This window comes from Prevotella sp. P5-92 (genome assembly GCF_002251245.1).
Taxonomy (GTDB): Bacteria; Bacteroidota; Bacteroidia; order Bacteroidales; family Bacteroidaceae; genus Prevotella.
The window spans coordinates 1-23,741 of the sequence record NZ_NPJG01000062.1 but is presented as its reverse complement, the minus strand read 5'-3'; the positions used below and the strand labels follow the sequence as shown (position 1 = coordinate 23,741).

23 protein-coding genes and 2 pseudogenes are annotated in these 23,741 nt (G+C 48.0%); 11 read left to right on the top strand and 14 right to left on the bottom strand.

The window, feature by feature from the left end:
- Positions 1 to 252 precede the first annotated feature (252 nt).
- The 12 genes and pseudogenes from CIK99_RS06705 to CIK99_RS06665 form a co-directional block, all read right to left on the bottom strand.
- A pseudogene (locus tag CIK99_RS06705) lies at positions 253 to 693 on the bottom strand (ABC transporter permease); the annotation flags it as partial.
- A 5-nt stretch (positions 694 to 698) separates the two neighbouring features.
- Positions 699 to 2,153, bottom strand: coding sequence for an ATP-binding cassette domain-containing protein (locus CIK99_RS06700; RefSeq protein WP_094380770.1), 1,455 nt, complete (start codon positions 2,151 to 2,153; stop codon positions 699 to 701).
- Positions 2,154 to 2,178: 25 nt separating this feature from the next.
- Positions 2,179 to 3,087 carry an HlyD family secretion protein gene (locus CIK99_RS06695; protein WP_094380769.1) on the bottom strand — a complete coding sequence of 303 codons (909 nt, stop codon included), beginning with the start codon at positions 3,085 to 3,087 and terminating at the stop codon, positions 2,179 to 2,181.
- A gap of 20 nt (positions 3,088 to 3,107) precedes the next feature.
- Positions 3,108 to 4,376 carry a TolC family protein gene (locus tag CIK99_RS06690; RefSeq protein WP_094380768.1) on the bottom strand — a complete coding sequence of 423 codons (1,269 nt, stop codon included), beginning with the start codon at positions 4,374 to 4,376 and terminating at the stop codon, positions 3,108 to 3,110.
- Positions 4,377 to 4,539: 163 nt separating this feature from the next.
- On the bottom strand, positions 4,540 to 5,013 hold the full coding sequence (locus CIK99_RS06685) for a PaaI family thioesterase (protein ID WP_094380767.1): 474 nt from the start codon (positions 5,011 to 5,013) through the stop codon (positions 4,540 to 4,542).
- Positions 5,014 to 5,278: 265 nt separating this feature from the next.
- Complete coding sequence (locus CIK99_RS14905) at positions 5,279 to 5,431, bottom strand: hypothetical protein (RefSeq protein WP_216822792.1); 153 nt, start codon at positions 5,429 to 5,431, stop codon at positions 5,279 to 5,281.
- 5 nt (positions 5,432 to 5,436) lie between these two features.
- The gene (locus CIK99_RS06680) at positions 5,437 to 5,856 is read right to left on the bottom strand and encodes a hypothetical protein (protein WP_094380766.1); all 420 of its coding nucleotides are present in this window, start codon (positions 5,854 to 5,856) and stop codon (positions 5,437 to 5,439) included.
- Positions 5,857 to 5,909: 53 nt separating this feature from the next.
- Positions 5,910 to 6,116 (bottom strand): hypothetical protein, encoded by a 207-nt coding sequence (locus CIK99_RS14900; protein WP_144007923.1) that lies wholly within the window; start codon positions 6,114 to 6,116, stop codon positions 5,910 to 5,912.
- On the bottom strand, positions 6,103 to 7,125 hold the full coding sequence (locus CIK99_RS06675; RefSeq protein WP_094380765.1) for a virulence RhuM family protein: 1,023 nt from the start codon (positions 7,123 to 7,125) through the stop codon (positions 6,103 to 6,105). Before CIK99_RS06675 ends, CIK99_RS14900 begins: the two co-directional genes overlap by 14 nt.
- A gap of 3 nt (positions 7,126 to 7,128) precedes the next feature.
- Positions 7,129 to 7,470: a hypothetical protein gene (locus CIK99_RS06670; protein WP_216822791.1), complete on the bottom strand. Its 342-nt coding sequence runs from the start codon at positions 7,468 to 7,470 to the stop codon at positions 7,129 to 7,131.
- Positions 7,471 to 7,491: 21 nt separating this feature from the next.
- The gene (locus CIK99_RS14895; protein ID WP_158215927.1) at positions 7,492 to 7,779 is read right to left on the bottom strand and encodes a DUF4357 domain-containing protein; all 288 of its coding nucleotides are present in this window, start codon (positions 7,777 to 7,779) and stop codon (positions 7,492 to 7,494) included.
- An 87-nt stretch (positions 7,780 to 7,866) separates the two neighbouring features.
- On the bottom strand, positions 7,867 to 8,052 hold the full coding sequence (locus tag CIK99_RS06665; RefSeq protein WP_094380764.1) for a DUF3791 domain-containing protein: 186 nt from the start codon (positions 8,050 to 8,052) through the stop codon (positions 7,867 to 7,869).
- Positions 8,053 to 9,050: 998 nt separating this feature from the next.
- Between CIK99_RS06665 and CIK99_RS06660 the strand changes: the two are divergent.
- The 10 genes and pseudogenes from CIK99_RS06660 to CIK99_RS06625 all read left to right on the top strand — a co-directional run.
- Positions 9,051 to 9,305 (top strand): annotated as a pseudogene (locus CIK99_RS06660) (DNA-binding protein); the annotation flags it as partial.
- An 88-nt stretch (positions 9,306 to 9,393) separates the two neighbouring features.
- Positions 9,394 to 9,483, top strand: coding sequence for a smalltalk protein (locus CIK99_RS15280; protein ID WP_158215926.1), 90 nt, complete (start codon positions 9,394 to 9,396; stop codon positions 9,481 to 9,483).
- Between the two features lie 389 nt (positions 9,484 to 9,872).
- Positions 9,873 to 10,046 carry a hypothetical protein gene (locus CIK99_RS15275; RefSeq protein ID WP_158215925.1) on the top strand — a complete coding sequence of 58 codons (174 nt, stop codon included), beginning with the start codon at positions 9,873 to 9,875 and terminating at the stop codon, positions 10,044 to 10,046.
- 150 nt (positions 10,047 to 10,196) lie between these two features.
- A complete protein-coding gene (locus tag CIK99_RS06655) occupies positions 10,197 to 11,180 on the top strand; it encodes a hypothetical protein (protein WP_094380763.1) in 984 nt (327 codons plus the stop codon).
- On the top strand, positions 11,077 to 12,435 hold the full coding sequence (locus CIK99_RS06650) for a C13 family peptidase (RefSeq protein WP_216822790.1): 1,359 nt from the start codon (positions 11,077 to 11,079) through the stop codon (positions 12,433 to 12,435). The genes CIK99_RS06655 and CIK99_RS06650 overlap by 104 nt, the downstream gene beginning before the upstream one ends.
- Before the next feature lie 327 nt (positions 12,436 to 12,762).
- A complete protein-coding gene (locus CIK99_RS06645; RefSeq protein ID WP_094380761.1) occupies positions 12,763 to 14,472 on the top strand; it encodes a clostripain-related cysteine peptidase in 1,710 nt (569 codons plus the stop codon).
- Positions 14,473 to 14,487: 15 nt separating this feature from the next.
- Positions 14,488 to 14,931, top strand: coding sequence for a hypothetical protein (locus tag CIK99_RS06640; RefSeq protein ID WP_094380760.1), 444 nt, complete (start codon positions 14,488 to 14,490; stop codon positions 14,929 to 14,931).
- A gap of 24 nt (positions 14,932 to 14,955) precedes the next feature.
- A complete protein-coding gene (locus CIK99_RS06635; protein ID WP_094380759.1) occupies positions 14,956 to 17,553 on the top strand; it encodes a leucine-rich repeat domain-containing protein in 2,598 nt (865 codons plus the stop codon).
- A gap of 380 nt (positions 17,554 to 17,933) precedes the next feature.
- Positions 17,934 to 19,292, top strand: coding sequence for a glycoside hydrolase family 43 protein (locus tag CIK99_RS06630; protein ID WP_173805329.1), 1,359 nt, complete (start codon positions 17,934 to 17,936; stop codon positions 19,290 to 19,292).
- A 17-nt stretch (positions 19,293 to 19,309) separates the two neighbouring features.
- Positions 19,310 to 21,742 carry a TIM-barrel domain-containing protein gene (locus CIK99_RS06625; RefSeq protein ID WP_094380758.1) on the top strand — a complete coding sequence of 811 codons (2,433 nt, stop codon included), beginning with the start codon at positions 19,310 to 19,312 and terminating at the stop codon, positions 21,740 to 21,742.
- Here the strand turns inward: CIK99_RS06625 and CIK99_RS06620 are convergent.
- Both CIK99_RS06620 and CIK99_RS16045 read right to left on the bottom strand, forming a co-directional pair.
- Positions 21,737 to 22,648, bottom strand: coding sequence for a nucleoside recognition domain-containing protein (locus tag CIK99_RS06620; RefSeq protein ID WP_094380757.1), 912 nt, complete (start codon positions 22,646 to 22,648; stop codon positions 21,737 to 21,739). The two genes, CIK99_RS06625 and CIK99_RS06620, sit on opposite strands and share 6 nt — an antisense overlap.
- A 12-nt stretch (positions 22,649 to 22,660) precedes the next feature.
- Positions 22,661 to 22,786: an AAA family ATPase gene (locus tag CIK99_RS16045; RefSeq protein ID WP_144007920.1), complete on the bottom strand. Its 126-nt coding sequence runs from the start codon at positions 22,784 to 22,786 to the stop codon at positions 22,661 to 22,663.
- Positions 22,787 to 23,043: 257 nt separating this feature from the next.
- Between CIK99_RS16045 and CIK99_RS14885 the strand changes: the two genes are divergently transcribed.
- The gene (locus CIK99_RS14885; protein ID WP_144007919.1) at positions 23,044 to 23,265 is read left to right on the top strand and encodes a hypothetical protein; all 222 of its coding nucleotides are present in this window, start codon (positions 23,044 to 23,046) and stop codon (positions 23,263 to 23,265) included.
- Positions 23,266 to 23,741 lie beyond the last annotated feature (476 nt).

Here is a 23,741-nt window from a genome sequence, read left to right as displayed (position 1 = left end):
ATTGCTTGAGAAAATTGCGAGTCTCTTTGATTCCACACTGGATGACCTGCTTGAGAGGGCTATGGCAGATGAAGAAACAAGGCAAGACTTGGAACGCATTCTCAGATGTGATCAAGATTTCAAAAAGAAACCTATGGATTAACGCTTTTTAAGCAGAAAGAGCGAAATACCTAAAGGCTAATTGTTTAATATCTATTTTTAAAAGAGTCAATCCCCACTACAGCTGCTTCTGTGGGTGTGGGAAACTTTAGACAGTAATTTGGCATTGACGACACCACCCGGCATGTTCGTGATAACATTGGTGGCGTAGTTTGTCCATTGCTGTGCCATATTAGGGTCGGCGCCATCCACGATAATCTGTATTCCTCTATGCTTAGAGGCAAAGTCGGGAGCAAACACAATAGCCATATCCGCTTTTTGGTTGCGTATGAGATGTTCTGCGTCCTTGGGTCTGTCCACTGTTTGTGTGATGGTGAAATACTCCGACTGTGATATCCGCTCCACAGCCCTTTGCGTCTGCAGGTCCATTTGCGATGTCACTACCACAGTGCGCACGTTTTTCACGTCGGTGGTGATGGCGAAGCCGAATATCAGCATCATCACCACTGGCATACCGAAGAGTATGAGCATCGTGCGCTTGTCGCGCAGGATATGCCGCGTTTCCTTTATTACAAATGATTTAAACTGTTTCATAATAGTCAATCTCCCCTCTTTGCCTCCCTTGCGAGACAGGTGAACACATGATCCATATCCGGCTGGTTGAACCGTTGCTTTAGCTCCTCTGGTGTTCCCATGGCACTTATCTTGCCATCCACCATAATACTGATGCGGTCGCAATATTCAGCCTCGTCCATATAGTGGGTGGTGACGAAGACGGTTATGCCACGTTGGGCAGCCTCATATATGAGTTGCCAGAACTGTCGGCGTGTGGCAGGATCCACACCGCCAGTCGGTTCGTCAAGAAACACTATCTTCGGTTCGTGGAAGATGGCTACCGAAAAGGCGAGCTTCTGTTTCCAACCCAAAGGCAGCGAACCAACGAGGTCGTTCCTGTGGTCGGCAAACTGCAACTTGTTCAGCAATGATTCGGTCTTTCCGGCTATCTCTTTGTCCGACATGCCATAGATGCCTCCAAAGAGTCGGATGTTCTCTGCCACGGTGAGATCTTCATAAAGAGAGAACCTCTGACTCATGTATCCGATATTCTTTTTTATCTCCTCATATTCCGTGCAGATGTCAAATCCAGCCACCCGCCCCGAACCACTTGTAGGTTGGTTAAGTCCTGTGAGGATGTGCATGGCAGTGGTCTTGCCGGCACCATTGGCTCCAAGGAATCCGAATATCTCGCCACGGCGCACACTGAAACTGATGTCGTCCACTGCATGGAAATCGCCAAAAGCCTTTACAAGATGCTCCACCTCAATGACGTTTTCCTCCTTGTTGATAATGGCTGCGCCTTCACGCTCGATGCCGGGAGGATTGAATACATCGGCAAAGCGGTTGAGTATTATCTCTGGCGTATCTATACCATGCACGCTCCCTTCTTTTAGGAAAGCCACCCTGTCACATCTCCTCACCTCGTCAAGATATGGTGTCGAGGCAACTATTGTGATTCCACTCTCCTTGAGCATGGCGAGCATATCCCAGAACTCTTTGCGGCTCACAGGGTCAACGCCCGTTGTCGGTTCGTCGAGAAAGAGCACATCGGGTTGGTGTACCAATGCGCACGACAATGCCAACTTCTGCTTCATTCCTCCTGAGAGTGCCCCTGCCCTGCGCTTGCGGAAAGGCTCTATCTGGCTGTATATTGCCTTGATACTGTCATATCCCTCATCCACGGTGGTGCCGAATAGCGAGGCGAAGAACCGGAGGTTTTCCTCCACGGTGAGGTCCTGGTAGAGAGAGAACCGCCCTGGCATATAACCTACACGCCGACGAATCTCCTTCATGTCTTTCACCACGTCGAATCCCTCCACCGAAGCCTTACCCCTGTCGGGAAGCAACAGCGTACAAAGTATGCGGAAGAGCGTTGTCTTCCCCGCACCGTCAGGACCGATAAGTCCGAACAGCTCGCCCTTGCCTACGTCAAGACAGACATCGCCCAAAGCCTGCACCTTGCCGAATGTCTTGCATATATTCTCAACATGAATCATGGAATGACTTTAAACCTTTAATTCTTTAATCTCGTTTCTCAGAAGCGAATAGCACCTCACCGTACATTCCCATCTTCACAAATCCGTCGCCCTTAATCGCCACCTTGACGGCATATACCAGGTCGGCGCGCTCGTCGTCAGTAAGTATGGTCTTAGGCGTAAACTCCGAACGGCTTGAAATCCATGTCACCCGTCCTTCGTACTCCTTCTTCTCGCCGTTGCCATAGTCGGCAAACACGGTGGCTTTCTGACCTGTCTTTATGTTCTTCAACTGTGCAGAGGTGACATAGGCACGGATGAACATATTCTCAGTGTCTGCCATCCTGAAGAGCGGTTTACCAGCAGACACAAACTCGCCGCACTCAACATATTTCTCAATCACCGTGCCCTTTGCCGGAACAAGTATGTGGCATTTGCGCAACTGGTCGCGCAACTGGTCTGCCTGAACATCAGTGGCTACCATCTGCTTGTCGAGAGCATTGGTGGTCACCCTGAGCGACGACAACTGTGCGTCAAGCTGCCGCTGCAACACGTCCACCTGGCTATTGGCATCGTCAAGCATCTTTGCCGGTGAGGCCCCGTCAGCCACCAGTTCCTTGTATCTCTGCTGGTCTTGCTTTGCCTTTGCCAGTTGCCGGCGAGTTACGGCTATCTGCTTCTCCTGCTCAGGTTTCTGACTCTGATATACGTTTTTCATTGCTTCTGTCTGTTGTATCTTCAGCCACAACTGTGTGGTGTCGATGAGTCCTACCTCCTTGTTCCGTCCCACGATGTCACCCTCCTCGACATTGAACATCAACAAGGCTCCCGTCTGCTCGGCATAGACAGTAGTCTCAGTGGCTTCAAATACTCCCGTTGCGTCATATTCGCGCTCTTTGTTCCCGCAGGCATTAAGCACAAGTGTTACACTTGCCATCGCTATAATTTTTTTCATATCTCCGATATTTCTTATTTTTATTCTCCTATTGTAATCTTTAGATCGTAAATCTCCTTCAGCATCTCAATCTCGTGGATGCATTGTTCCACTCGTGCCTTGTTTTCGCTGTTAATCTCTCTTACAAGGTCGTTCACATCGATAATACCGTGGGCAAGTTTGGATTCCGCCGCCTTGCGTATCGACGAGCGTAGGGAAATGATTTCCTCGTCGTCGGTCATCATTTGGCGATAGCGCGAGATATTCTCGTTCTGTTCTATTTGTTCCAAATTGTTGTCGAAGAGAAAACGTTCGCGGTTCACCTCGGTGGTCTCACGCTGCACTTGAAGTTTCGCCTTGTCGTTTTTGCGGGTATATAGAGCACCTATGTTCCATGTCAGTCTTGCTCCGATCATCCCGTTCCACGAGAACTTGCGGCTCATCATGTCCTCAAACATATTATAACCGGGATAGCCAAAATAACCTTGGGCAAACACCCCAAGCCGTGGCATCATGGCGGCATCTAAAGCCCTTTCCTGGGCATCAGTCAGTCTCAATTGGGCATCGAGAGCCTTCAGTTCCGGGCGAAGGTTAATAGAGGGGTTCATGTTTTCCGGCATTTCCGGCTTAACCAAACCATTCACTTCAATGCCACAGAATATGGATAGCATCCTCGCAAGTGCCGTGCGTTGCGACTGCAGGCCAGTCATCTTCTGCACCACGTTCAGCCGCTCTGCCTTCACGTTCTGCCAGTCGCTCTCTGATGCCGTGCCGCCTTTAAGCATGGCAGCCAGTTTCTTCTCGTTGCCTTCCAGCACCGTCTGCAGGTCGGCATTCAACCGTATCTGTTCGTCCACGAGCAACAGCGAGAAATACATCTCGTTCACCCTCCTGCGCACATTATACATCGTCACCTCGTTCTGTCGCGACTGCAGTTCGCCTTGCCGGCGGGCTATCTCCTTTTGGCTCTTGATGTTTCCAGCGTCATACACAGTCTGCTGCACATCGATGCCTACACGATACTGGTCCTTTTTCAGTCCATCCATAGTGATGCCCGTCTGCTGAAATACCGTCTGAAGTTTGTCGGGAAAAGCCGTCACGTCGGTCTGCAGTGTTGCTTGTGCCGAGGCAGTCACTTGTGGCAACCATCCCTTTTGGATGTTTGCCACGTTGAGGCTGGTGGTTTTCTCTATCAGTCCATACTGTCTGATGAGCGGATAATTCTGTTCTGCCGCTCGCTGACATTCTTCAAGAGTCTGCGCCTGCGCCATTGCTGGCAGCATCATCAGAATCCATATTTTTTTTCTCATATTCACTATGCTTTTATTTTCTGCTGCAAAGATACGAAATTTACAGAAACATCACTACCCACTTCCTGACAATTTGTTGGTTCCATTCAAAATAACCCTTTGTCCACTCGATTACTTACAAAAACCGATGCTGGTCATAAGTTAAGACCTAATAAGGTCAAGGTTATTCTTCCTCTGTCGCACACTCCTTGAAGTGCATGTCGCGCTCAGCCTTTTCTTTTGGGAAGGCGAAATAGGTGCAGGTGGCTTCGGTGCATACCTTTCCAGTAGAGTCGGAGAGTGTGGCTTCAATGGTTATAATGTTGCGCCTTTGCTCCACGATATGTGCACGCAGGGTTAGCATGGTGTCGGATGTTGACACCGGTCGCTTGTATCTTGTCTCCATGCGCGAAGTCACACCGGCAGTCTGTAGCTTGCGTGTCACCACCCATCCGCATATCTCGTCGAGCAGCAGGGCTTGTATTCCTCCGTGCAGTGTGTTCACCCATCCCTGGAAGTCGGGCGTGGGTTGCCATTGGCTCACTATGTCTTCCCCATCCTCATAGAAGTGGAGATGGAATCCGAAGGGATGGTCGGGCGAACAGCCTATGCAGTTGTAGCCTGGCATTCCTTCCCAAGGGTTGATAATCTTCTTCATGTCGTCTCTTGTTTTTTGCTGCAAAGATATAACTTATTCTTTTATTATTCTTCTTTTTTGAGTAAAATCTTCTATTATTTAGCTTTTTCACAGCCTTGTCCAACGACTCTGTCGACTCTATGATGTTGTAGTTTCAGAATAAACGTGATTCGGGGATTAATCTTATCCCCGACGGGTTGGAATGATGGCAAGTCAGGCTTCGGGGAACGTAACGTTAGGATTATGGAAACGGAACGTCACACTTGTTGAAATGTAACGTTGCGTTTTAATCGATATAACTATGTATTAATAGAGGGTCATTGGCAAAGGCACAGATAGCCTGACCAAACTTGTCGGTATTGGTCGTGGAGATGGTGCGCTCTACACGGTCGTTCTCAACGTCCAGCAGCATGGCGCGTATTTCGTCGATTGTTATCATTGTTTCTATATTTTTATTATTTCCTCCATCGTGGTGTCCGTAAACGTGCGCCAAATATCAAGCTTCACTTTCTTGTAGTCATCGAAAAGCTGACCGACACGCTCTATCTCGAACACCAGTCGGAGGTCGTTCTTGTCCTCATTCTCTTGACCTTCCTTGCGGTAGCCAAGGCGTGCAATCTTGATGTAGTAGAGGTCGCGGATGCCCTTGCCCGAGAGGTACGGCATGAAGTAATATAGTTTGTTGAGCGCAACCGTAGTCGGGAACTTCTTGCCGGTGTAGTAAATCTTGGCAGAGCCATCAAGGTACTGCTCCCAATTGTCCTTCTTGACGTTGCAGATAAGGAGGTTCTTGGTGAGGTCAATAGGTAATTGACGATGAGTATGCTTCGTGCCGTATTCAATCTCAATATCCTCGCGAACCATGCAGTTCTCCGTGATTGGTTCAAGTTCGTATTGGTCAAAGAGGTCGAGGAAACTTAGCTGTAGATGCTCTCTTTGGCATCAGGAGTAAATACCAGAAGATGAGCTTTTGCCTCAGAAGCTACGTTGGCTTTCCTGTCACGTTTAGTGAAACAAAGGCTGTTCACTTGTACGCTTCTTCCAACCATCGGACGAGTGTATTCTTCCAAATGGTACATGCTAACTAACGATTGTGGCACGGTGAAACTTCTATTTCTTACCATTATCTTTTATCCGTTTCTGTTCGGCTTCAAACTGGTCGATGAAGTGTATTTCGACAGGAGACAACTCGTATTTGGTTCGCTCGCGGAACTTGTCATATTCTGCATCGGCTTTCTGTTTGGCAATTTCAGCACTTATCTTGCCGGCATGGGTGAGGAGTTCGCGGTTGCTGAGGCGAAGGAAATCATCGAGCTTCTGCACCCAATCCTTCATGTACATCGGAATGTGCGCCTTGGCTTGGAGTTCGGCAAATTCGAGGTAGAGGTTGACGATGCGGTTCAACGTATCGACTTCGTCTGCACTGAGGTAGTTCTTGGCTATTTCAGCATCCGTGCGTCGAGGCAGAGGTCCTGTCCATGAGGTGAGCCCCATGAAGTCCTTCTCGGCATCGGCGCGCTCATAGATGACCTCTGCTGCCGTGTGACCGTGGGCAGAGAAGTGCATCTTGTTCTGTACAGTCTTGAAGAAGAGCTGGGTGGTCTCAACGCGAGGGTCGTAGTCGATGCTGGTGGCATAGATGGCGAGCACCTTGCGGTAGAAGATTTTCTCGCTACTGCGGATGTCACGAATGCGTTCGAGCAACTCGTCGAAATAGTTGCCACCGCCTGCACGTTTCAGCAGTTCATCGTTCAGCACAAATCCCTTCTTGAGGTATTCCTTCAGCACGGCTGTTGCCCACATGCGAAACTGCACGCCTCGGTGGGAGTGGACACGATAGCCGACAGAGATAATCATGTCGAGGTTGTAGAAATCCAGCTCGTCATCGACCATGCCGCGGATGCCTCGGTTTACGACGCATGCAAATTTTGCACACGTCGTGTCTTTGCTTAGTTCACCGTCGTCGTAAATACGTTTGATGTGACGACTGATGGTCGAACGGTTACGCTGAAACAGCTCTGCCATTTGGTCGATGGTCAGCCACACCGTTTCGTCCTGAAGCTGCACTTCAAGTTTCGTATGTCCATCCTCTGTCTGGAAGAGAACTATCTGTCCTTTATCCTCGTTGTTCATACTCTATTTATCGTTAGCAACCTTTGTGGAATGTCCAGAAGGGAACCTCTTTTTGTGATGGATTTCCTTCTTTGCTTCAAGGAAAAACTTGCGTTCGCCAAATAGACGAAAAGTGTAGTCAGGCTTCTTGGTATGGGAAGCAGCATTTGCTTTCAGAGGTTCTTCCAACAACACTTCACGCTCATTTGTGTTCTTGCCTGCCGCATTGCGAATGTCCCATCCAAGAATCTCGAACAATGGGTCAAGGAACTCGTTTCGCACCTGAGTTTCATTGAAACGCGCTGTGCGATATACATCCTTGCCCTGCTCGTATTTCTGAACGAGGGCTCGTATTCTGTTTTTCATTTCGGTTATCATAGTTGTTTCTTATTTTTCTTCTTGCCACCATTCTGTAGGGTATTTCTTTCCGTCTTTATCAACCCAGGCTTCTGTTCCTTGGCAAGCAGCTCCAGTACAGAAGCTACCAGCAGATGACGGTGAGGTAAAAGGAATCTCTACATCTTGAAGTAACTCTGCAACCTCGCCATTTATGTACGACTTTTTTGCATCCTGGAGAATGTCATTTCTAAGAGAAATCAACCCCTTAGGGCAACTTGAACCATCTACAGATTTTATCGTACTGCCTTTGAGAATAACGTATCGATGACTCTCCACATAATAATGAAGTTTTGCTGTTGCTTTGATTTTCTATCTGTCTTGTCTTCGTTAACGGTGAACGAAATGTTAAGCGTCAGGGTATCACTACTCCACCTCCCCATACAGCGGGTTGGCTCCCAGCTGACAGAGTTTGGTGCTCTCGTCGGCCAGACGCTCATACAGAGGTGAGGCGTAGAGGTAGCGGAAGGCTTCCTGTGCAGTCATGTTGTGGGCAAGTGCAAACTCGCTCACTACGGCTACGGTGTATGCTATGATTCGGCTTTTATCCATGATGATGCTCGGTGTGTTAAAGTGCGGATTTATCCAATTTAAGAGTGCAAATATAGTAAAACTTTCTCAAATAATCTATGATTATTGAGATTTTAACGCAGAATTTAACAAAAACGCTGGTGTGAGGGCTGGACTTGTCACGAAGTAGCAGGTAATTTGGGACATTATGGTGTCACGTTTCGAGCCTGTGTTGAGCGAAAATCGTTATCGTATGTCAAAGTGGTCATTTTGGTCAAAGTCATTTTGGTCATTTTCGTTTCGGGGATATGTTTTCAGTGCCACTATATAAATATAATTAAAATTATATTTTATATAGTGAGTCGGAAAGAGAGTGTGAAATCCTTTTTGACCTTAATGACCAACTTCGTACGATGACGATAACGATGACTGCCATACGGATTGAAGCCATAAATCTCCACAAAATGTGGTCATTTGGTCATTGGTCATTTTGGTCATTTTCGTTTCGGGGATGCGTTTTCAGTGCCACTATATAAATATAATTAAAATTATATTTATATAGTGAGTCGGAAAGAGAGCGCGAAATCCTTTTTGACCTTAATGACCAATGACCTTAATGACCGCGTCTCGCTATGCTCAAAGTGAAAAGTGAAGAGTGAAAAGTGAAGAGTTGTGGTCATTTGGTCATTGGTCATTATGGTCATTTTCGTTTTTCAAGAGACAAATCCATAAACCATAGATTCAACAAGTTCACCAGAACTAAAACTCTAAACCATAAACCTTCATCACAAGTGTCGGGAAACTGACGATGGACCTTCGGGAAAAGTATTGCAGAATCAGGCAAAATGTCGTACCTTTGCAGCAGATTTGAGTGATACCTCATTTCTGTCATCACTTATCACCGAAGGTGGTCTTAATTTATGACTGGCGCCGGTCATAAGAGACGGAAAAATTTAGGATAAGAAAATGGCACACATTTTTTTGCTCCGCCACAGGGCAGTACGATGGCTCTGATGGCGAAAGATAAACGATCAACGACTATGATCAACTACAGCATCGTAATGCGTAGCGTGAACGCTAACCTCTTTGACATCAATCAGGCAAAGTCACGCATCAAGGCAGCTGAGAAGGCTGGTCAGACTCCTTCGCCTGAGGATGTGGCTCTCGTGGCTACCGAGAAGCAGAATGCTTTCGCCATCGCGCAGTATGCCGACGTGATGACCATCGAGAAGTTCGCCAAGCACATCGCCACCCACGGCTGCGTCTATTCACGTGCCGACATCAGCGCAATCCTCTACATCTTCGCCCAAATCCTCATCTACTGCGGAAGTATCTTTGGCATAGACAGTTACATTACGCAGAAAATAAAGAAAAATCACAACAATGACCAACGAGAATAAAAACAAATGGAGTGTCATCATAAACATCGCTCTCACCACCCTGACCGCCATCCTTTCGGCCCTTGGATTCTGACTGATTCGAGCATCAATAAACTTCTGTAGGAGTAGAATACGAATGGAAGGCAGACGCCAAAGGGCACGAAAAAAGGGAGTGAAAAATCACTCCTTTTTGCGGTTCGCACGGTACAGGGGACAGGTCAGCACTTTACGGTTTTCATTTGCAGCGCTGTGTACTAAAATTTGATTTTTCAGGATGTCGTTGCTGATAAACAGATAGAGCCCTATGATTCATTTCCGAAAGTACAGGAATGTTAGTTCCTGAAGTTTAAAAGTGGACAAATCGGGAAAACAAGTCGTGATTTAATAAAAAAAGGTGAAACCATGAAAATTTTCTCGTTTTGGCTAACTACTATTGAAAAATATTACTATCTTTGCACTACAACTTTTTAAATTTAATGAATTATGAACGAAAAAGATATTAAAAAGAAATTGGTTGCCGACGACGAATTGCAATCAGTGTCTGGTGGTTATGTTTACAAAGGCGTTGAGTACAATACCAAGGCAGATTTGAGAGATGCCCTTTTACGGGGGCTTATCACTGAAGAAGATGCTCAGATAATTGGTAAAAACATCTAAGTAGCAGTCTTTAATCCCAATAAGGATTATTGTTACTGACCTCAACTGAAAAAGGTTGTCACTTTTTGGAGAGTTAAACTTAATTGGTTATATTGTCACTTCTTTTGCCTCCTAAAGTGACTACTTTTTCTAGTCTAAGTCATTGTTGGTATGACATACGAAATATACACTCTTGAGGCTTTGGCCCATTTTATGCGTGGTGCTACCACTATGTTCTTCTTCTTCTGGAGCATCATTCTCTGGAAATATCGAAGACGCAACTGTATGATGCGCCTGCTGAATCTTTCATCCATATTGTTGGCAGTCTGTTATCTGAAAGATATGGTCTTCCTGCTTTATGACTGGAAATACTCAGAGTATCTCAACGATTTGGCAGGCATCATAGACATGGTTTACCTTCCCGTGATAGCCAGGTTCTTCCTTGAAGTGGCTAATCCAGGCATAGTGACCAATAAACAGATGTACAGTGCAATGGCATGTCAGGCAGCGTTTATACCTTTGTATATGTTATTCCCGCATGAAGAAGTATGCCTTGCTGCATCCATATTGGCATACTCCATATCAGTCACCACGGTTATCTATATGCATATCTTCGTAATCAGGTACAGGAAGAGGATGTTCAACACCTATTCTTATACAGAAAGAATAGATGTCCTGTGGGTGCTTTTCGCCTGTTATGCCTTCTTTGCCTCTCACATTCTTTATTCAATAGCGTTCGAGTTTACCACATGGATAAGCGAGACTGTATTCAATGTGACAGGAATGTTTCTGTGGTTGATTGTGTTTAAGATGGCAAGCAGGCACAAGGTGTTAAGAATGCTCTCGGTAAGGACACAGCCAAATGAAGAACCCGGGGAAGAAACCGATATCTATTATACGTCGGAATCCCCAAATGATGACAATGAATCAATCATCTTAGATGAAAATAGTATGATTAAGACTACCAAGCAGATTCGCGAGAAGCATATTGCCTCGCAGCTACCCAAAACTATGGAAGAGAAGAAGTTGTATCTCAATTCAAAGCTGAGCATTGTTGACATTGCAGTTGCTCTCTGTACCTTTCTTCACCGACCGTGCCTACGAGCCCGCCATGCTGAAGAACGAGGGACTTGTGGGACTCAACCTTGTGGCTGACCCCGCTTCGGGCTTTGGCGTGGTGTATAAATCTCGCTTCGGCGAGGCTCCCATCCATGGCGATGCCGAGCTGTATGATGCCATCATGCTCACCTGTCTTGCAAGCCGTTATGACGAAGTGCATAATCTCGACAACCTCAACTATGCCGTCGGCACCCTGCTCTACTACCACTCCGACAGTCAGGGCGGATGGATGTCGGGCAACATGAAGCAGGCTTTCGAGACGATTGCCGAGGGCGGTGTACCCGAGGTGAGCGGTGCCGTGGGCAAGCTCGATTTCGATCCCAAGAACTACACGCTCATCACCCATTCCACCTACGACTTCTGGATGGTGTATGAGGGACAGTTCCTCTCGCTCAACTATATGAAGCGTTCCGAGGGCGAGCACTCCTCGTCTCCCATAGTCAGCTGGGAATGGAACAAGACCTACCAGCAGCAGTTCGACGAGCACATGTCCGACATTGGCTATCCTGCCCTCACGGGCAACAAGGCGGTCATCATTGCCGGTTCGGGCGGTTGGGAGAACTACCGTTTCCAGGCCGATGCGCTCGAATACTACCAGATGCTCCGCAATTCGGGCTATAGCGACGACGACATCATACTCATCATGGCTGACGACCTCGCGCAGAACGCCAACAATCCCGAGAAGGGAGTGGTGCGCCGCTCGGTGGATGGCGACAACCTGTATAAGAACGTTGTCGTTGACTACCGCCTTGAGGACATAACATATAATGACCTTGCCGTCATCTTCTCGGGCAAGGCGGACGCTGCCCACCCCATAGTCCTCGACAGTGGCGCAGGCGACAACGTGCTCTTCTTCTGGAGTAGTCACGGCATGCCGGCAGGACTTGCCCTTGGCGACATCGACCATGTGTCGGGTAAGCAGATGGCGCGCATACTGCAGAAGATGAGCGACGAGCAGCGGTTCCGCAAGATGATGTGGATAGTTGAGGCATGCTATTCAGGCGGAGTGGCAAAGGAGTGCGAGGGCATTCCCGGACTGCTCGTGATGACGGCAGCCAATGCCAACGAGTCGTCGAAGGCCGACCTGTGGTATGCCCCCTATAATGTCTATCTTACCAACCGCTTCACATCGTCCATCATCTCCCGTCTGTATTCCGACCCTGCGACATCTCTCCGCGACCTCTACAACGTGGCGTTCACAGGAACTCTCGGTTCGCACGTCACGATATACAATGCTGACAACTACGGAAACCTCTATCAGAACACAATGAGGGAATTCTTGGGGAAGTAGGAATTAGGGATTAGGTCACTTTTAACTTTATTGACCGATGATTTTCTTTATTGACCGAAATTTTTCTTTATTGACCAAAGTTTTGCTTTTTTGACCAACGACTTTCAAAGTTTTTTCGTAACTTTGCCGCCAAAATTAATAAATTTAAAAACAAATATATTATGAAGACAAAATTACAACTTATCATTCTTTGTCTCCTCCTGTGCTTGGCTGGGGGGGAGAGTGTGATTCATGCGGCTGACTTGTGGAGTTATCCTTCTAATTTATTTGGAGTACGGCGGTAAAGCCATGCGTTCTTAGAAATCTAAATTAAAATACTAAAATAATATGAAACAGATTCTTTTTTTTCCAATGATTGCCATTGCCCTGCTCATGGCGTCATGTACAGTGAGTGACAACCCGTCTGACACACCCATAACCCCGCCTGAAAAGGAACAGGCCGAATACACCCTGCTGTTCTACGGCATGGGAGGCGGCTCCAATTACGGAAGCAGCGTGCTCGACGGCGACATCGTGGCAGGCAACATCAACGACATGATTCAGGCCTACGGCGACTTTGCCGACAAGGGCAATGTTGTGATAAGCTACAAGTTCTCGCCGGCTTTTGCCGACTCCGTCTATTCGCAATACACCCTCGCCGACACGCCTGTCGAGGCGGGACAGAAGTCGTTTGCCGACTACAAGGGCCAAACCTACCGCTTCGCCCTCGAGAAGGGAAAGAACATTATAGAGTCGTTTGCCAACGACAAGGTATATGGTCCAATGGAGAGCGACTACGCCAACCCCGACTCGCTCACCAACTTCATCAACTGGGCCGTGAAGGAATACCCCGCCAAGAAGTACATCCTCGTACTTTCTGACCACGGCGGCGGCTACATGCCACATTACGACCTTCAGTACAACAAGACGCGCGACATCATGAACGAGGCTACCTACGGAACGTCGTTCAGCGTACATTCGCTGAAGTATGCCCTGCAGAGAGCCAACGTCCACTTCGACGCCCTCTACTTCGACGCCTGTCTTATGAACTCGTTGGAGTATCTCTATGAACTGAAGAACCAGACCGACTACTTCATCGCCTCCACCTTCCTCGTTCCCGGCGTTGGCGGCGACTATCAGGCACTGTTGGAGCTGCTTGGCTCGAACGACAACCTCGAGAGTGCGCTGAGCCAATATCCCGACCGCCTCGTAAAGTTCTGGGACTACTACAATTGCGGTAATTACAACGACGTTACCGTAACCCGTAGCAGCATGCTCGACGCATACGGCAGCGTGCTGAAGGAGTTTACCAGCAGCCTGTGCGACCTCTACCAGAATGGCACCGAGGATGAAAAGTATATAATTGAAAGTGTCACCCGCAACTGGACCTTCCGAGTTCTCAACAGCACTTCAAGCTACCTGTTAAAGAACTATGTCGATGACATCTTGTCGTTATTGGACGACTCTTTCCCGCAAGACTTGTATTATCGTTACCAGTCGGCCCACGACAACACCATCGTCAGCACAGCCACAAGTCCATACTTCACACGCCATGACTTCGCCATCGACCACAGCGTATTGATGGGTGCCGACGGCGGATATTCGAAGGTTGGTTGGTCCATCAACGAGGAGTTATGGAGGCTTGAGCCGTGGTATCTCCGCATATATGAAAAGGATGGCAACTATTCGTCTTATTACGGCTTTGAGGAGTCGGATGAAATATATGACATAAGCGATTATTTGGCAGCCCACCAGGACGATGCCTTCAGAGGCTCATGGCCATCAACATTCGCCGACACCTACTGCACCTTGGAGTTCAGCAAAGTGACTGGTTGGGACCGCTGGCTGCTCACCAGTCAGGTTCATCCGTTCTCTCTGAGCCCCGCCGACTATGAGCTTGACATCTTCGGCGAATATGGTGATGGCGATGAAGAGGAAGAGAGCGAGGAAGGTGTAGAGGCCAAGCTGAAGGCAATGCACAACTACCGCTTCAGCCTGAACAACGTGAAGCCTTTGCCTGAGAAGAAAAATTGGATTCGACATGACAATAATAGATGATGATATCTGCAGAAGTTGCCATGCAAGTATGGCTTTGCCTTTGCATGCACAAAGAAGCAGGGTGTGACGATTGACGAGAGCAAGACCTACACTTTTAATGAGGCGCTCACTCGCAGTTTCGAGGTTCACGACCAGAACGGCAAGGTAATTGCTTTATCTTCAATGGCAAGCGCAAATGCAGAGAACAATCCTTCCCGTTTGGACTATTTGTTCTACTTGGTAAATGAAGCAGACAATACTGCTGCGGTGGTCAGGCCACTGCAGCAGACTATTGAGGCATACAAGAGTGCCGATTACTGGAAGGAGTTCTTCAACATCAGCGGCATCACCACCGCCATTGACGGCATCACCGTTAACTCCCCCACCAACCATGAGCGCATCTATGACCTCAGAGGTGTAGAGCAGAATAGAGTGAAAGGGCTTGTCATTAAGAATGGAATTAAAATAATTAATAATTAACTAGGGTGTCCAATTTGATGTACTATGAGAAAGACCATTATGATTATTTTAGCGTTGGTGGCGATGAATCTCACTGACGTCGAAGCTAAGAAGTTCTACCACTATGGTAATACACTTACATTCCTCTGCGACGATGAGACGATGACGGCAGAGGTGGCGGGAACATACCACGTGGAGACAAGCGGCACGATAACCGTGCCGGAGACATTTGTGGCAAAGGATGGGAACGCTTATACCGTTACCGCCATCGGCGACAACTTCCTGTATTTCGATGGATGTGTTTATTCACAGGGCTGCAGTGAGGTGGTTCTGCCCAAAACCATCAAGAGAATTGGCAACAGTGCTTTCTGCAAAACAAAAATCAAAAGCATCAACCTGCCCGAGGGACTGGAGTCGATAGGCGAGGCGGCATTCATGAATTGCGTCAACCTTGAGTTGGCGAAGCTGCCATCCACGCTGCAGCATCTTGGCGATCGGGCTTTTTGCGGATGTGCCAATATAACAATATCCACATTGCCAGAGTCGATAGAGACGTTGGGAAAATATGTGTTTGGAAATGTACTACCGGGTGGCAAGATTACATCGTTCACCTTACCCGATCATATCACCGAGCTGCCAGATAGCTTTTTCTACATGAGAAAGGGGCTGAAGGAAATTCACTTTCCTGCAAATCTGACAAGGATAGGAGACTATGCATTCGGCTTTACACACATTGAAGAGTTGGTCATCCCGGATAAGGTGACGGAAATAGGGAAATATGCCTTCTATCAAACCGTAAGACTGAAGAAAGTAGTGCTGCCTTCATCTTTGACATCCATACCCAATAGCGCTTTTGCCTATTCAGGACTCACCAATTTAGATTTCCTCAGTGGTAGTAACGTCACGGAAATAGGCGATGAGGCTTTCGATTACTCCCAACTGAAGGAGGCTGTTATCCCGGAGGGTGTGACAAAGATTGGTTCAGGCATCTTTAATAGATGCGAGAAGTTAGAAACAATCAGCTTTCCCTCAACGGCTACTGACTTTACAGGAAATCCTATCTACTTGGCAGACAATGTGAAGGAAATCGTCATTGCCGAGGGCAACCCGTCGTTGGAAATGACTGCCGACACCGTGTTATACTGCAAAAACCGTGACGGAAGGACATTGCTCAATGTATCTAAGTCGGCCATTGTCGATAGCACCTTTGTGCTGCCTTCCGACGTTACCGAGATAGGTGACTATGCCTTTGGATTCTACCGAAGAGTGAACCGTATGGACTTCCCGGAAGGGCTGAGGCGCATCGGCAATGAGAACTTCATCCTTTCTACCTTGAAAAAGGCCATCCTGCCTTCCACTTTAGAGGAGTTAGGCGATAGAGTATTCATCCAATCGGAATTAGAGGAGGTTTCGTTGCCGGAGGGACTGAAAGTGATTCCTGATGAAGCTTTTTATCGATGCGAAAAATTGGGAAAGGTGAATTTCCCGGATGGGCTTGAGTCGATAGGTAAATTCGCATTCAGTGGGACGCATCTTCCCGCAGAGGTGGTGCTGCCACAAAGTGTAAAGCACATCGGAAGGGGCGCTTTCCGAACAAATGCGGTGCCATATGAGAGGTTTGTCTTGCCCGAAGGATTGGAAACTATTGAAACGCAGGCGTTTGAGGCCAGTGTATTGCCAAACGGTATCGTCATTCCGGGCAGTGTGAGAAGGATTAAGAATGTTGCCTTCAGTGGGTGTGAATGGAAGAATATCGTCATACCCGAAGGTGTGGAATACATAGGTCCGGGCAGTTTCCAGATGAATTATGCCACAGAGGTATCGCTACCGTCAACACTGAAATACATAGACGAAAAGGCTTTTTTAGATAACGACTTTGAGAAGATTGTCCTCCCCGAAGGCTTGCGGAGTTTGGGTCTTAAGGCATTCATAGGATGTATCTACCTTAAGGAAATCGTTATTCCAGACAGCGTAGAAGTCCATCCGTATGCTTTCTATGAATGTACAGGATTGGAGAAGGTGACCTTCCCCGAGGACTTGCAGATAATCCATCCGGGACTGTTCACTGGTTGCACAAGTCTCAAGAGCGTCGAGCTCCCCAAGAACCTAATTGCCTTAGAAAACGAACTCTTCAACGGATGCTCTGCCTTGGAGGAGATTGATTTCCCCGAGACTTTGGAGTGCATAGGCAACTGGGTGTTCCGCGGCACAAGCCTGAAGAAAGCCGACCTCTCGCACACATCGCTGCGAAACATCATTTGGGAGGCATTTGCCGACAACGCGAGCCTCACTGAGGTGCGTCTGCCCGCCACATGCAACTTCGTAGGAGCCAAGGCGTTCGCCGGTTGTGACAACATCTGCGTGGTGGAAGTGCTCGCCACTGAGCCGCCGACGGCAGAGGCGGAGGCATTCCAGTCGCCTGTCACAGAGCAGGCAACGCTCATCGTGCCCGAAGGCTCGGAGCAGGCCTATCGCAATGCCGAGGTGTGGAAGGAATTCAAGAACATCGCCACTCCGACATCTCTGAAATCTGCTATAGTAGATACAAAAGACAGTGAGCGCATCTATGACCTTAGAGGTGTAGAGCAGAATAGAGTGAAAGGGCTTGTCATTAAGAATGGAATTAAAATAATTAATAATTAACTAGGGTCTCCAATTTGATGTACCTTTATTTATAGGAGTCGCGGCGACTCGCCGTGCCCATGCCAGGATTGCATGGCCGCGAGTCGCGGCATCTCCTATGTTCGTTAAATATGCTGGTAAGAAAAGATTTTGGTACAACAAAAAGCTGGATTCTCCAAGCTTTTGGCAAAATATGTCTTCTATAGACTGCATATTTCATATAATTTATGCTTTCTATAGAAGACATAATACCCATGAGAATACTTCCATGACGCTTATACATCTCTTAAAAAAGTCTAAAAGATTTGGGTGATGCTTGGTATTGTGGGAAAGAAACGTTATCTTTGCAATCTATTCCCAAAACATATTACCTTCGTATCTTAATCAAAGATATTATAAATATGAAAGAACCAAAGAAATTATTATTATTCATTCTTGCGGTGGGAATGAGCATTGCAGCCGCAGCACAAGAGGTGTTGAATATGCCATTGATTCAAACAAAGTACACTGCCGACCCTGCACCATACGTGCATGGAGACACCATCTATCTATATACGACCCATGACGAGGACGACGCAGAGGGATTTAAGATGAAAGACTGGCTGCTTTACACCTCGACCGACATGGTGAACTGGCAGGACCATGGGGTAGTGGCTTCGCTAAAGGATTTCCCATGGTATAAGGGCGACAACGGCGCGTGGGCGGAATGTGTCGTTGAGCGTAATGGCAAATGGTACATGTATTGCCCCATTCACGGACACGGGATCGGCGTGCTTGTTGCCGACTCGCCTTACGGCCCGTTTAAGGATCCGTTAGGCAAGCCACTTGTATGGCGACAGGAACACTGGGACGACATCGACCCGTCAGTATGGATTGACGACGACGGAAGGGCTTATATGTACTGGGGCAATCCACATACGTATTGTGTTGAACTTGCAGAAGACATGATCTCAACCAAGGGGGAGATAATGACAATGAGTCAAATAGAAGACTATCAGGAAGGTCCGTGGTTCTGGAAACGTGGCGATTGGTATTACCTTGCCTTCGCCTCTACATGTTGCCCAGAGGGCATTGGCTATGCCATGAGCAAGTCGCCAACGGGACCATGGGAACATAAGGGACACATCATGGACCACACGCCAAGGACAAGAGGCAATCACCCTGGCGTGATAGAGTATAAGGGCAAGTGGTATTGTTTCGGACTGAACTACGATATCTTCCGTCTTGAGACGAGCCGCCATGCCGAACGCCGTTCAGTATCTGCTGCCGAAATGACATATAATAGCGACGGGACAATCAAGGAGTTGCCTTATTTCATCGACTGCAAGCTGGAACAAGTGGGACATTTCAACCCTTATCGACGTGTGGAGGCAGAAACGATGGCTTGGGGCTACGGACTGAAAACCACAAGGGCGAACCCGTCGGGACCATGGAACGAGACACTCTTCGTTACTGATATTGATGATGGCGAGTATATCCTTGTGCGGGGCGTTGATTTCGGAGACAAGGGAGCCGCCTCGCTCACCGTCTCATGTTCCGCGCTACTTTATGGCGGCAGGATAGAGGTGCGACTTGATGATGTTGACGGATGGAAGGCTGGCATTATCGACATACCAAACACCAAGTTCAAATATCAGGAGTTTAAGACTGGTCTTACTCGCTGCACAGGTGTCCACGACCTGTATTTCGTGTTTAAGGGAAGCGACAAGCAACGTCGTAACCTGTTTAACTTCGACTGGTGGAAAGCAGAAAGAAAATGAGAACCAAATAATTATTTATGAAAAGGATACTAACTACATTATTTGCGGCACTGACAGTAGTTGCGGCAAATGCCCAAAAGACTAATGGCGTGGAGCTGACAGCAGCTGACATGAACATCAATGTCACCTTCTACAGCCCCGACATCATTCGAGTGACAAAAGCCCCGGTGGGCACCAAGACTACGGAGATGAAGAGCGAGGTAGTGACCATGTCACCTGAATCTTCACTCTCTGTCGCGGTCAGCTCCACAGCTTCAGCAGTAAGGTTGAAGTCCACGTCACTCGCCGTCACCATCGACCGACGCACCGGCCTCCTCTCCTTCGCCGCCAATGGCAAGCCTCTTCTCAAGGAAAAGGCAACTGCCTTTGAGACCCGTACTAAGGGTACCGACAAAGGTCGCTACATAGTATCGATGACCTACCAGCTCGACAAAGACGAGGCTATCTACGGTCTTGGCACTGTACAAGACGGCAAACTGAACCGCCGCGGTCTCTCGAAGCGTATCGAGCAGTCGAACCTTGAGGACTTCCAAAACATCATCCAGTCGGTAAAGGGTTGGGGTATCTATTGGGACAACTACTCCTGCTCGCAGTTTGACGACAACGCGCAGGGCATGACCTTCAAGGCAGAGGTTGGCGACTGTGCCGACTACTATTTCATGTACGGCAAGAACGCCGACGGAGTGAACGCCTGCATACGTCAGCTGACTGGCGACGTGCCGATGTTCCCATTGTGGACATACGGATTCTGGCAGTGTCGCGAGCGTTACAAGTCGTCGAAGGAACTGCTCGAGGTGGTCGATAAACATCGTCGCCTTCAGGTGCCATTAGACGGAATCATCCAGGACTGGCAGTACTGGGGCAACAACTATCTGTGGAATGCCATGGACTTCCTCTCAGAGCAGTTTACCGACGGCAAGCAGATGATAGACCGCGTCCACAAGCAGAACGCACACATCATGATTTCTATCTGGGCAAGCTTTGGTCCTCAGACCCAGCAGTTTGGCAAACTTGCCGAGAAGAATCTGCTTCTGCCGATAGAGACATGGCCGCAGAGCGGACTTTCACATCTCTGGCCACCACGCATGGACTATCCATCGGGCGTAAAGGTGTATGACGCCTACAGCCCAGTGGCCCGTCAGATATATTGGGACCACCTGAAACGGCTCTTCGACTATGGCATCGACGCCTGGTGGATGGACTCCACAGACCCCGACTTCTTCAATCCGCGCGAGAGCGACTACGACTACAAGACCACTATGGGCTCGTGGCGCGGCGTGCGCAACCTCTTCCCCCTTGCCACCGTCAAGGGCATCTATGCCAACCAGCGCAAGGCGTCTGCCGACAAGCGTGTGTTTATCATGACGCGCTCTGCCTTTGCTGGTCAGCAACACTACGGTGCAGGACTATGGTCGGGCGATGTGGCCTCGACATGGGACATGCTTCGCAAGCAGGTTCCCGCTGGCCTGAACTACACGATGACAGGCTGTCCGAACTTCAATACCGACATCGGCGGATTCTTCTGCGGGTCATACAACAACAATGGCGCCGGCTCCGCACCACGCAACCCTCAGTATCAGGAACTGTATGTGCGTTGGATGCAGTATGGCCTCTTCTGCCCCGTCTTCCGCAGTCATGGTGCCGACGCTCCGCGCGAGATCTATCAGTTTGGCAAGAAGGGAGAGCCGATATATGACGCCATAGAGAGCACCATTCGTCTGCGCTACCGTCTGCTGCCTTACATCTATAGCACGGCATGGCAGGTGACATCAGCCGACGAGAGCTATCTGCGTGCCTTGACCTACGACTTTGCCTCTGACAAGAACACATGGAACATGGGCGACGAGTTTATGTTCGGTCGCTCAATACTTGCCACACCAATCCTCGACCCCCAATATACCGAGGAGAAGATATTCAAGGAGGATGCCATGAGCGGATGGGACAAGAAAGAAGTAAAGAATGAAAAATGGAAAGATGGAAAGATTGATTTCTCTGAGGAGAAGACGGTAACGAAATATCTGCCGAAGGGAGCCGACTGGTACGAGTTCTATTCGGAGAAGCTTCATAAGGGTGGTCGTAACGTAACACTTGCTACGGCTATCGACCGCACGGCAATGTTTGTCAAGGCAGGAACAATCCTTCCCCTTGCCCCGGTGATGCAGTATGCCCAGCAGAGCCAATGGGACAATCTCGACATCATCGTCTATCCAGGCTCTGACGCCGTCTTCACCCTCTACGAGGACGAGGGCGACAACTACAACTACGAGCGTGGCATGTACTCTACCATCGAGATGAAGTGGAACGACAAGAGCCGCACACTGACCATCGGCGACTGTCAGGGCACGTTCCCAGGAATGTTGCAGCAACGCAAGTTCAACGTGCGACTTGCTGGTTCTGACATCGTCAAACCGATTGGTTATAAAGGTAAATCAGTATCGATAACCCTATAATTTCCTGAAGGCAGTTGCCATTCTCCTTCCCCACACTAATATGAGGGCGAAGCTGATGCGGGTGGCGACGATGAGGACGGCGGAGATGCCTGTGGCTGCGAAGACGATGGTGTCCTCGAGTAGCGAGTGGTTCATGATGAGATGATAGTTGACGTCGTTGGCTTCCTCACGCGTGATGACACCTTTTTCCTCCAGTTCCAGCATCACTGCCGAGCCGTAGCTTATGCCAAGGACGTTTCCCACGAGCCACATGTATGACGCATGTCTTGGCAATCCGAACAACCTCATCAGCGGCGACAGCAAGCGCGACAGCGGGTCGAGTAGGCGATAGGCTTCGAGCATTCGCTGCACTACCATCAGCGTGAAGATGATGAGAGCCACCATCAGCGACATCTTTATCTGTGACACAGCCCAGGTGGTCATCACCTCGGTGAAGCCGCTGTCTGCCTCAGCGCCGAGGTAGATATATTTCCCTGGCATATTGGGTAGTAAGACGTTGAGAATCAGTGCGCACACAATGGCCATAATAAGGCGTATCGCCCCCATCTTCCAGAACGACGAGCCCGTCTTCTGGTTTACGGCACATTCCATTGGCAGGGCATGGCACAGGGCAATCATCAGTGCCAAGATAGAAGCCTGCTTCATAGTCAACGGTATGGACATCATAGCGGCAATGCCAGCATAAGTCCCCGCCGTGGCACCAGAGATAAAAGCCACGGCCGACTCTCCTGGCAGTCCGAAGTGGACGAACAGAGGGTTGATCCATGTGGCAATCCATGCGAGCACTCCGAAATGCTGCATGAGAGTGATTGCCAACGATATGGGTATCATCAGTTTCAGCAACCATTTTGTGCTTTTCCATGAGACAGGCGCCGCCTGCTTGAAACAGTCGATAATCTTATTCATTATTATAAAATATCAATGCTGCCAAGAGATATCTGAATAGATTTGTATATACATGGTCTTGTCAACGTAATAAAGATTATCCCTCATTACGTACTCGAAGTCTGACACCCCGTATGGCAGTTGTTTGACTTTGTTCATAACGATATCCTTTCCATTTAATGCAATCATGCCGCAAAATTACTAATAATAATCCGAGTGACAAAGCATTTTATGTTTTTTTGATACTACCTTACTTCATTAACACTGAAAACTCCTTCAGAAATGAAATAATCGGGAGAAATTAACGGGTTTTGGACGATTTTTGCATGGAACGGTATTATTTTGGCATTGGTTTTAAGGAAAAAGAGGTAACTTTTCAGCCGAAAACTTAAATACGCCTTGAAACATATATCTGTATGAAAAAAACAACTATCGTACTTATTTCCTTTCTTCTTGCCATCCCTTCTTTTGGCAAGGCCTTTAGTCTGCTATCATCATGGCGACAGCAGCGGTATGTCACCTCCACCGAGGACTTCATCTCACGCACCACAGGAAACAACTTCCAGACACCTTGGCGCATAGTGGCAGTGACAGAGAAAGATAACGACATGCCGGTAAATGGACACCCGAATTTATAATATAAGTAATTTTTTTACAAAAAGGGATAGTTAAAAATAAAACTGTTTAACTGTTTATCTGTTTATGTGATTGTTTTTGTTTAAAAACAGTTAACAGAAAAACAGTATGATTTCAGACCAATGAAATCTCTCTAACAGGAGAGATTTTTTTTTTGTAGTTAGAGAAATTAATTTTTGTAGTTAGAGAAATATTTTTTTGTAGTTAGAGAAGTATTTCGGGGTAGTTTGGAACTGAGGAAATACAAGCGTATAATAAAAAATGTTAATCGAGAAAAGTTATTCTCGCAATGACTTGCTCAGTTGAAAATAAATGACTATCTTCGCACTTGGAAATGGAAACTGGATGCGCGACCGGGATTCGGCGGATTCGATATCGGATTGACGGCAGCTGTCTGGTGAACTGATACTAACCCGACCGCTTATATTGGATTGAAATCCATGTGATGGAGCAGATTTATTTAAATATTATCAAAAAT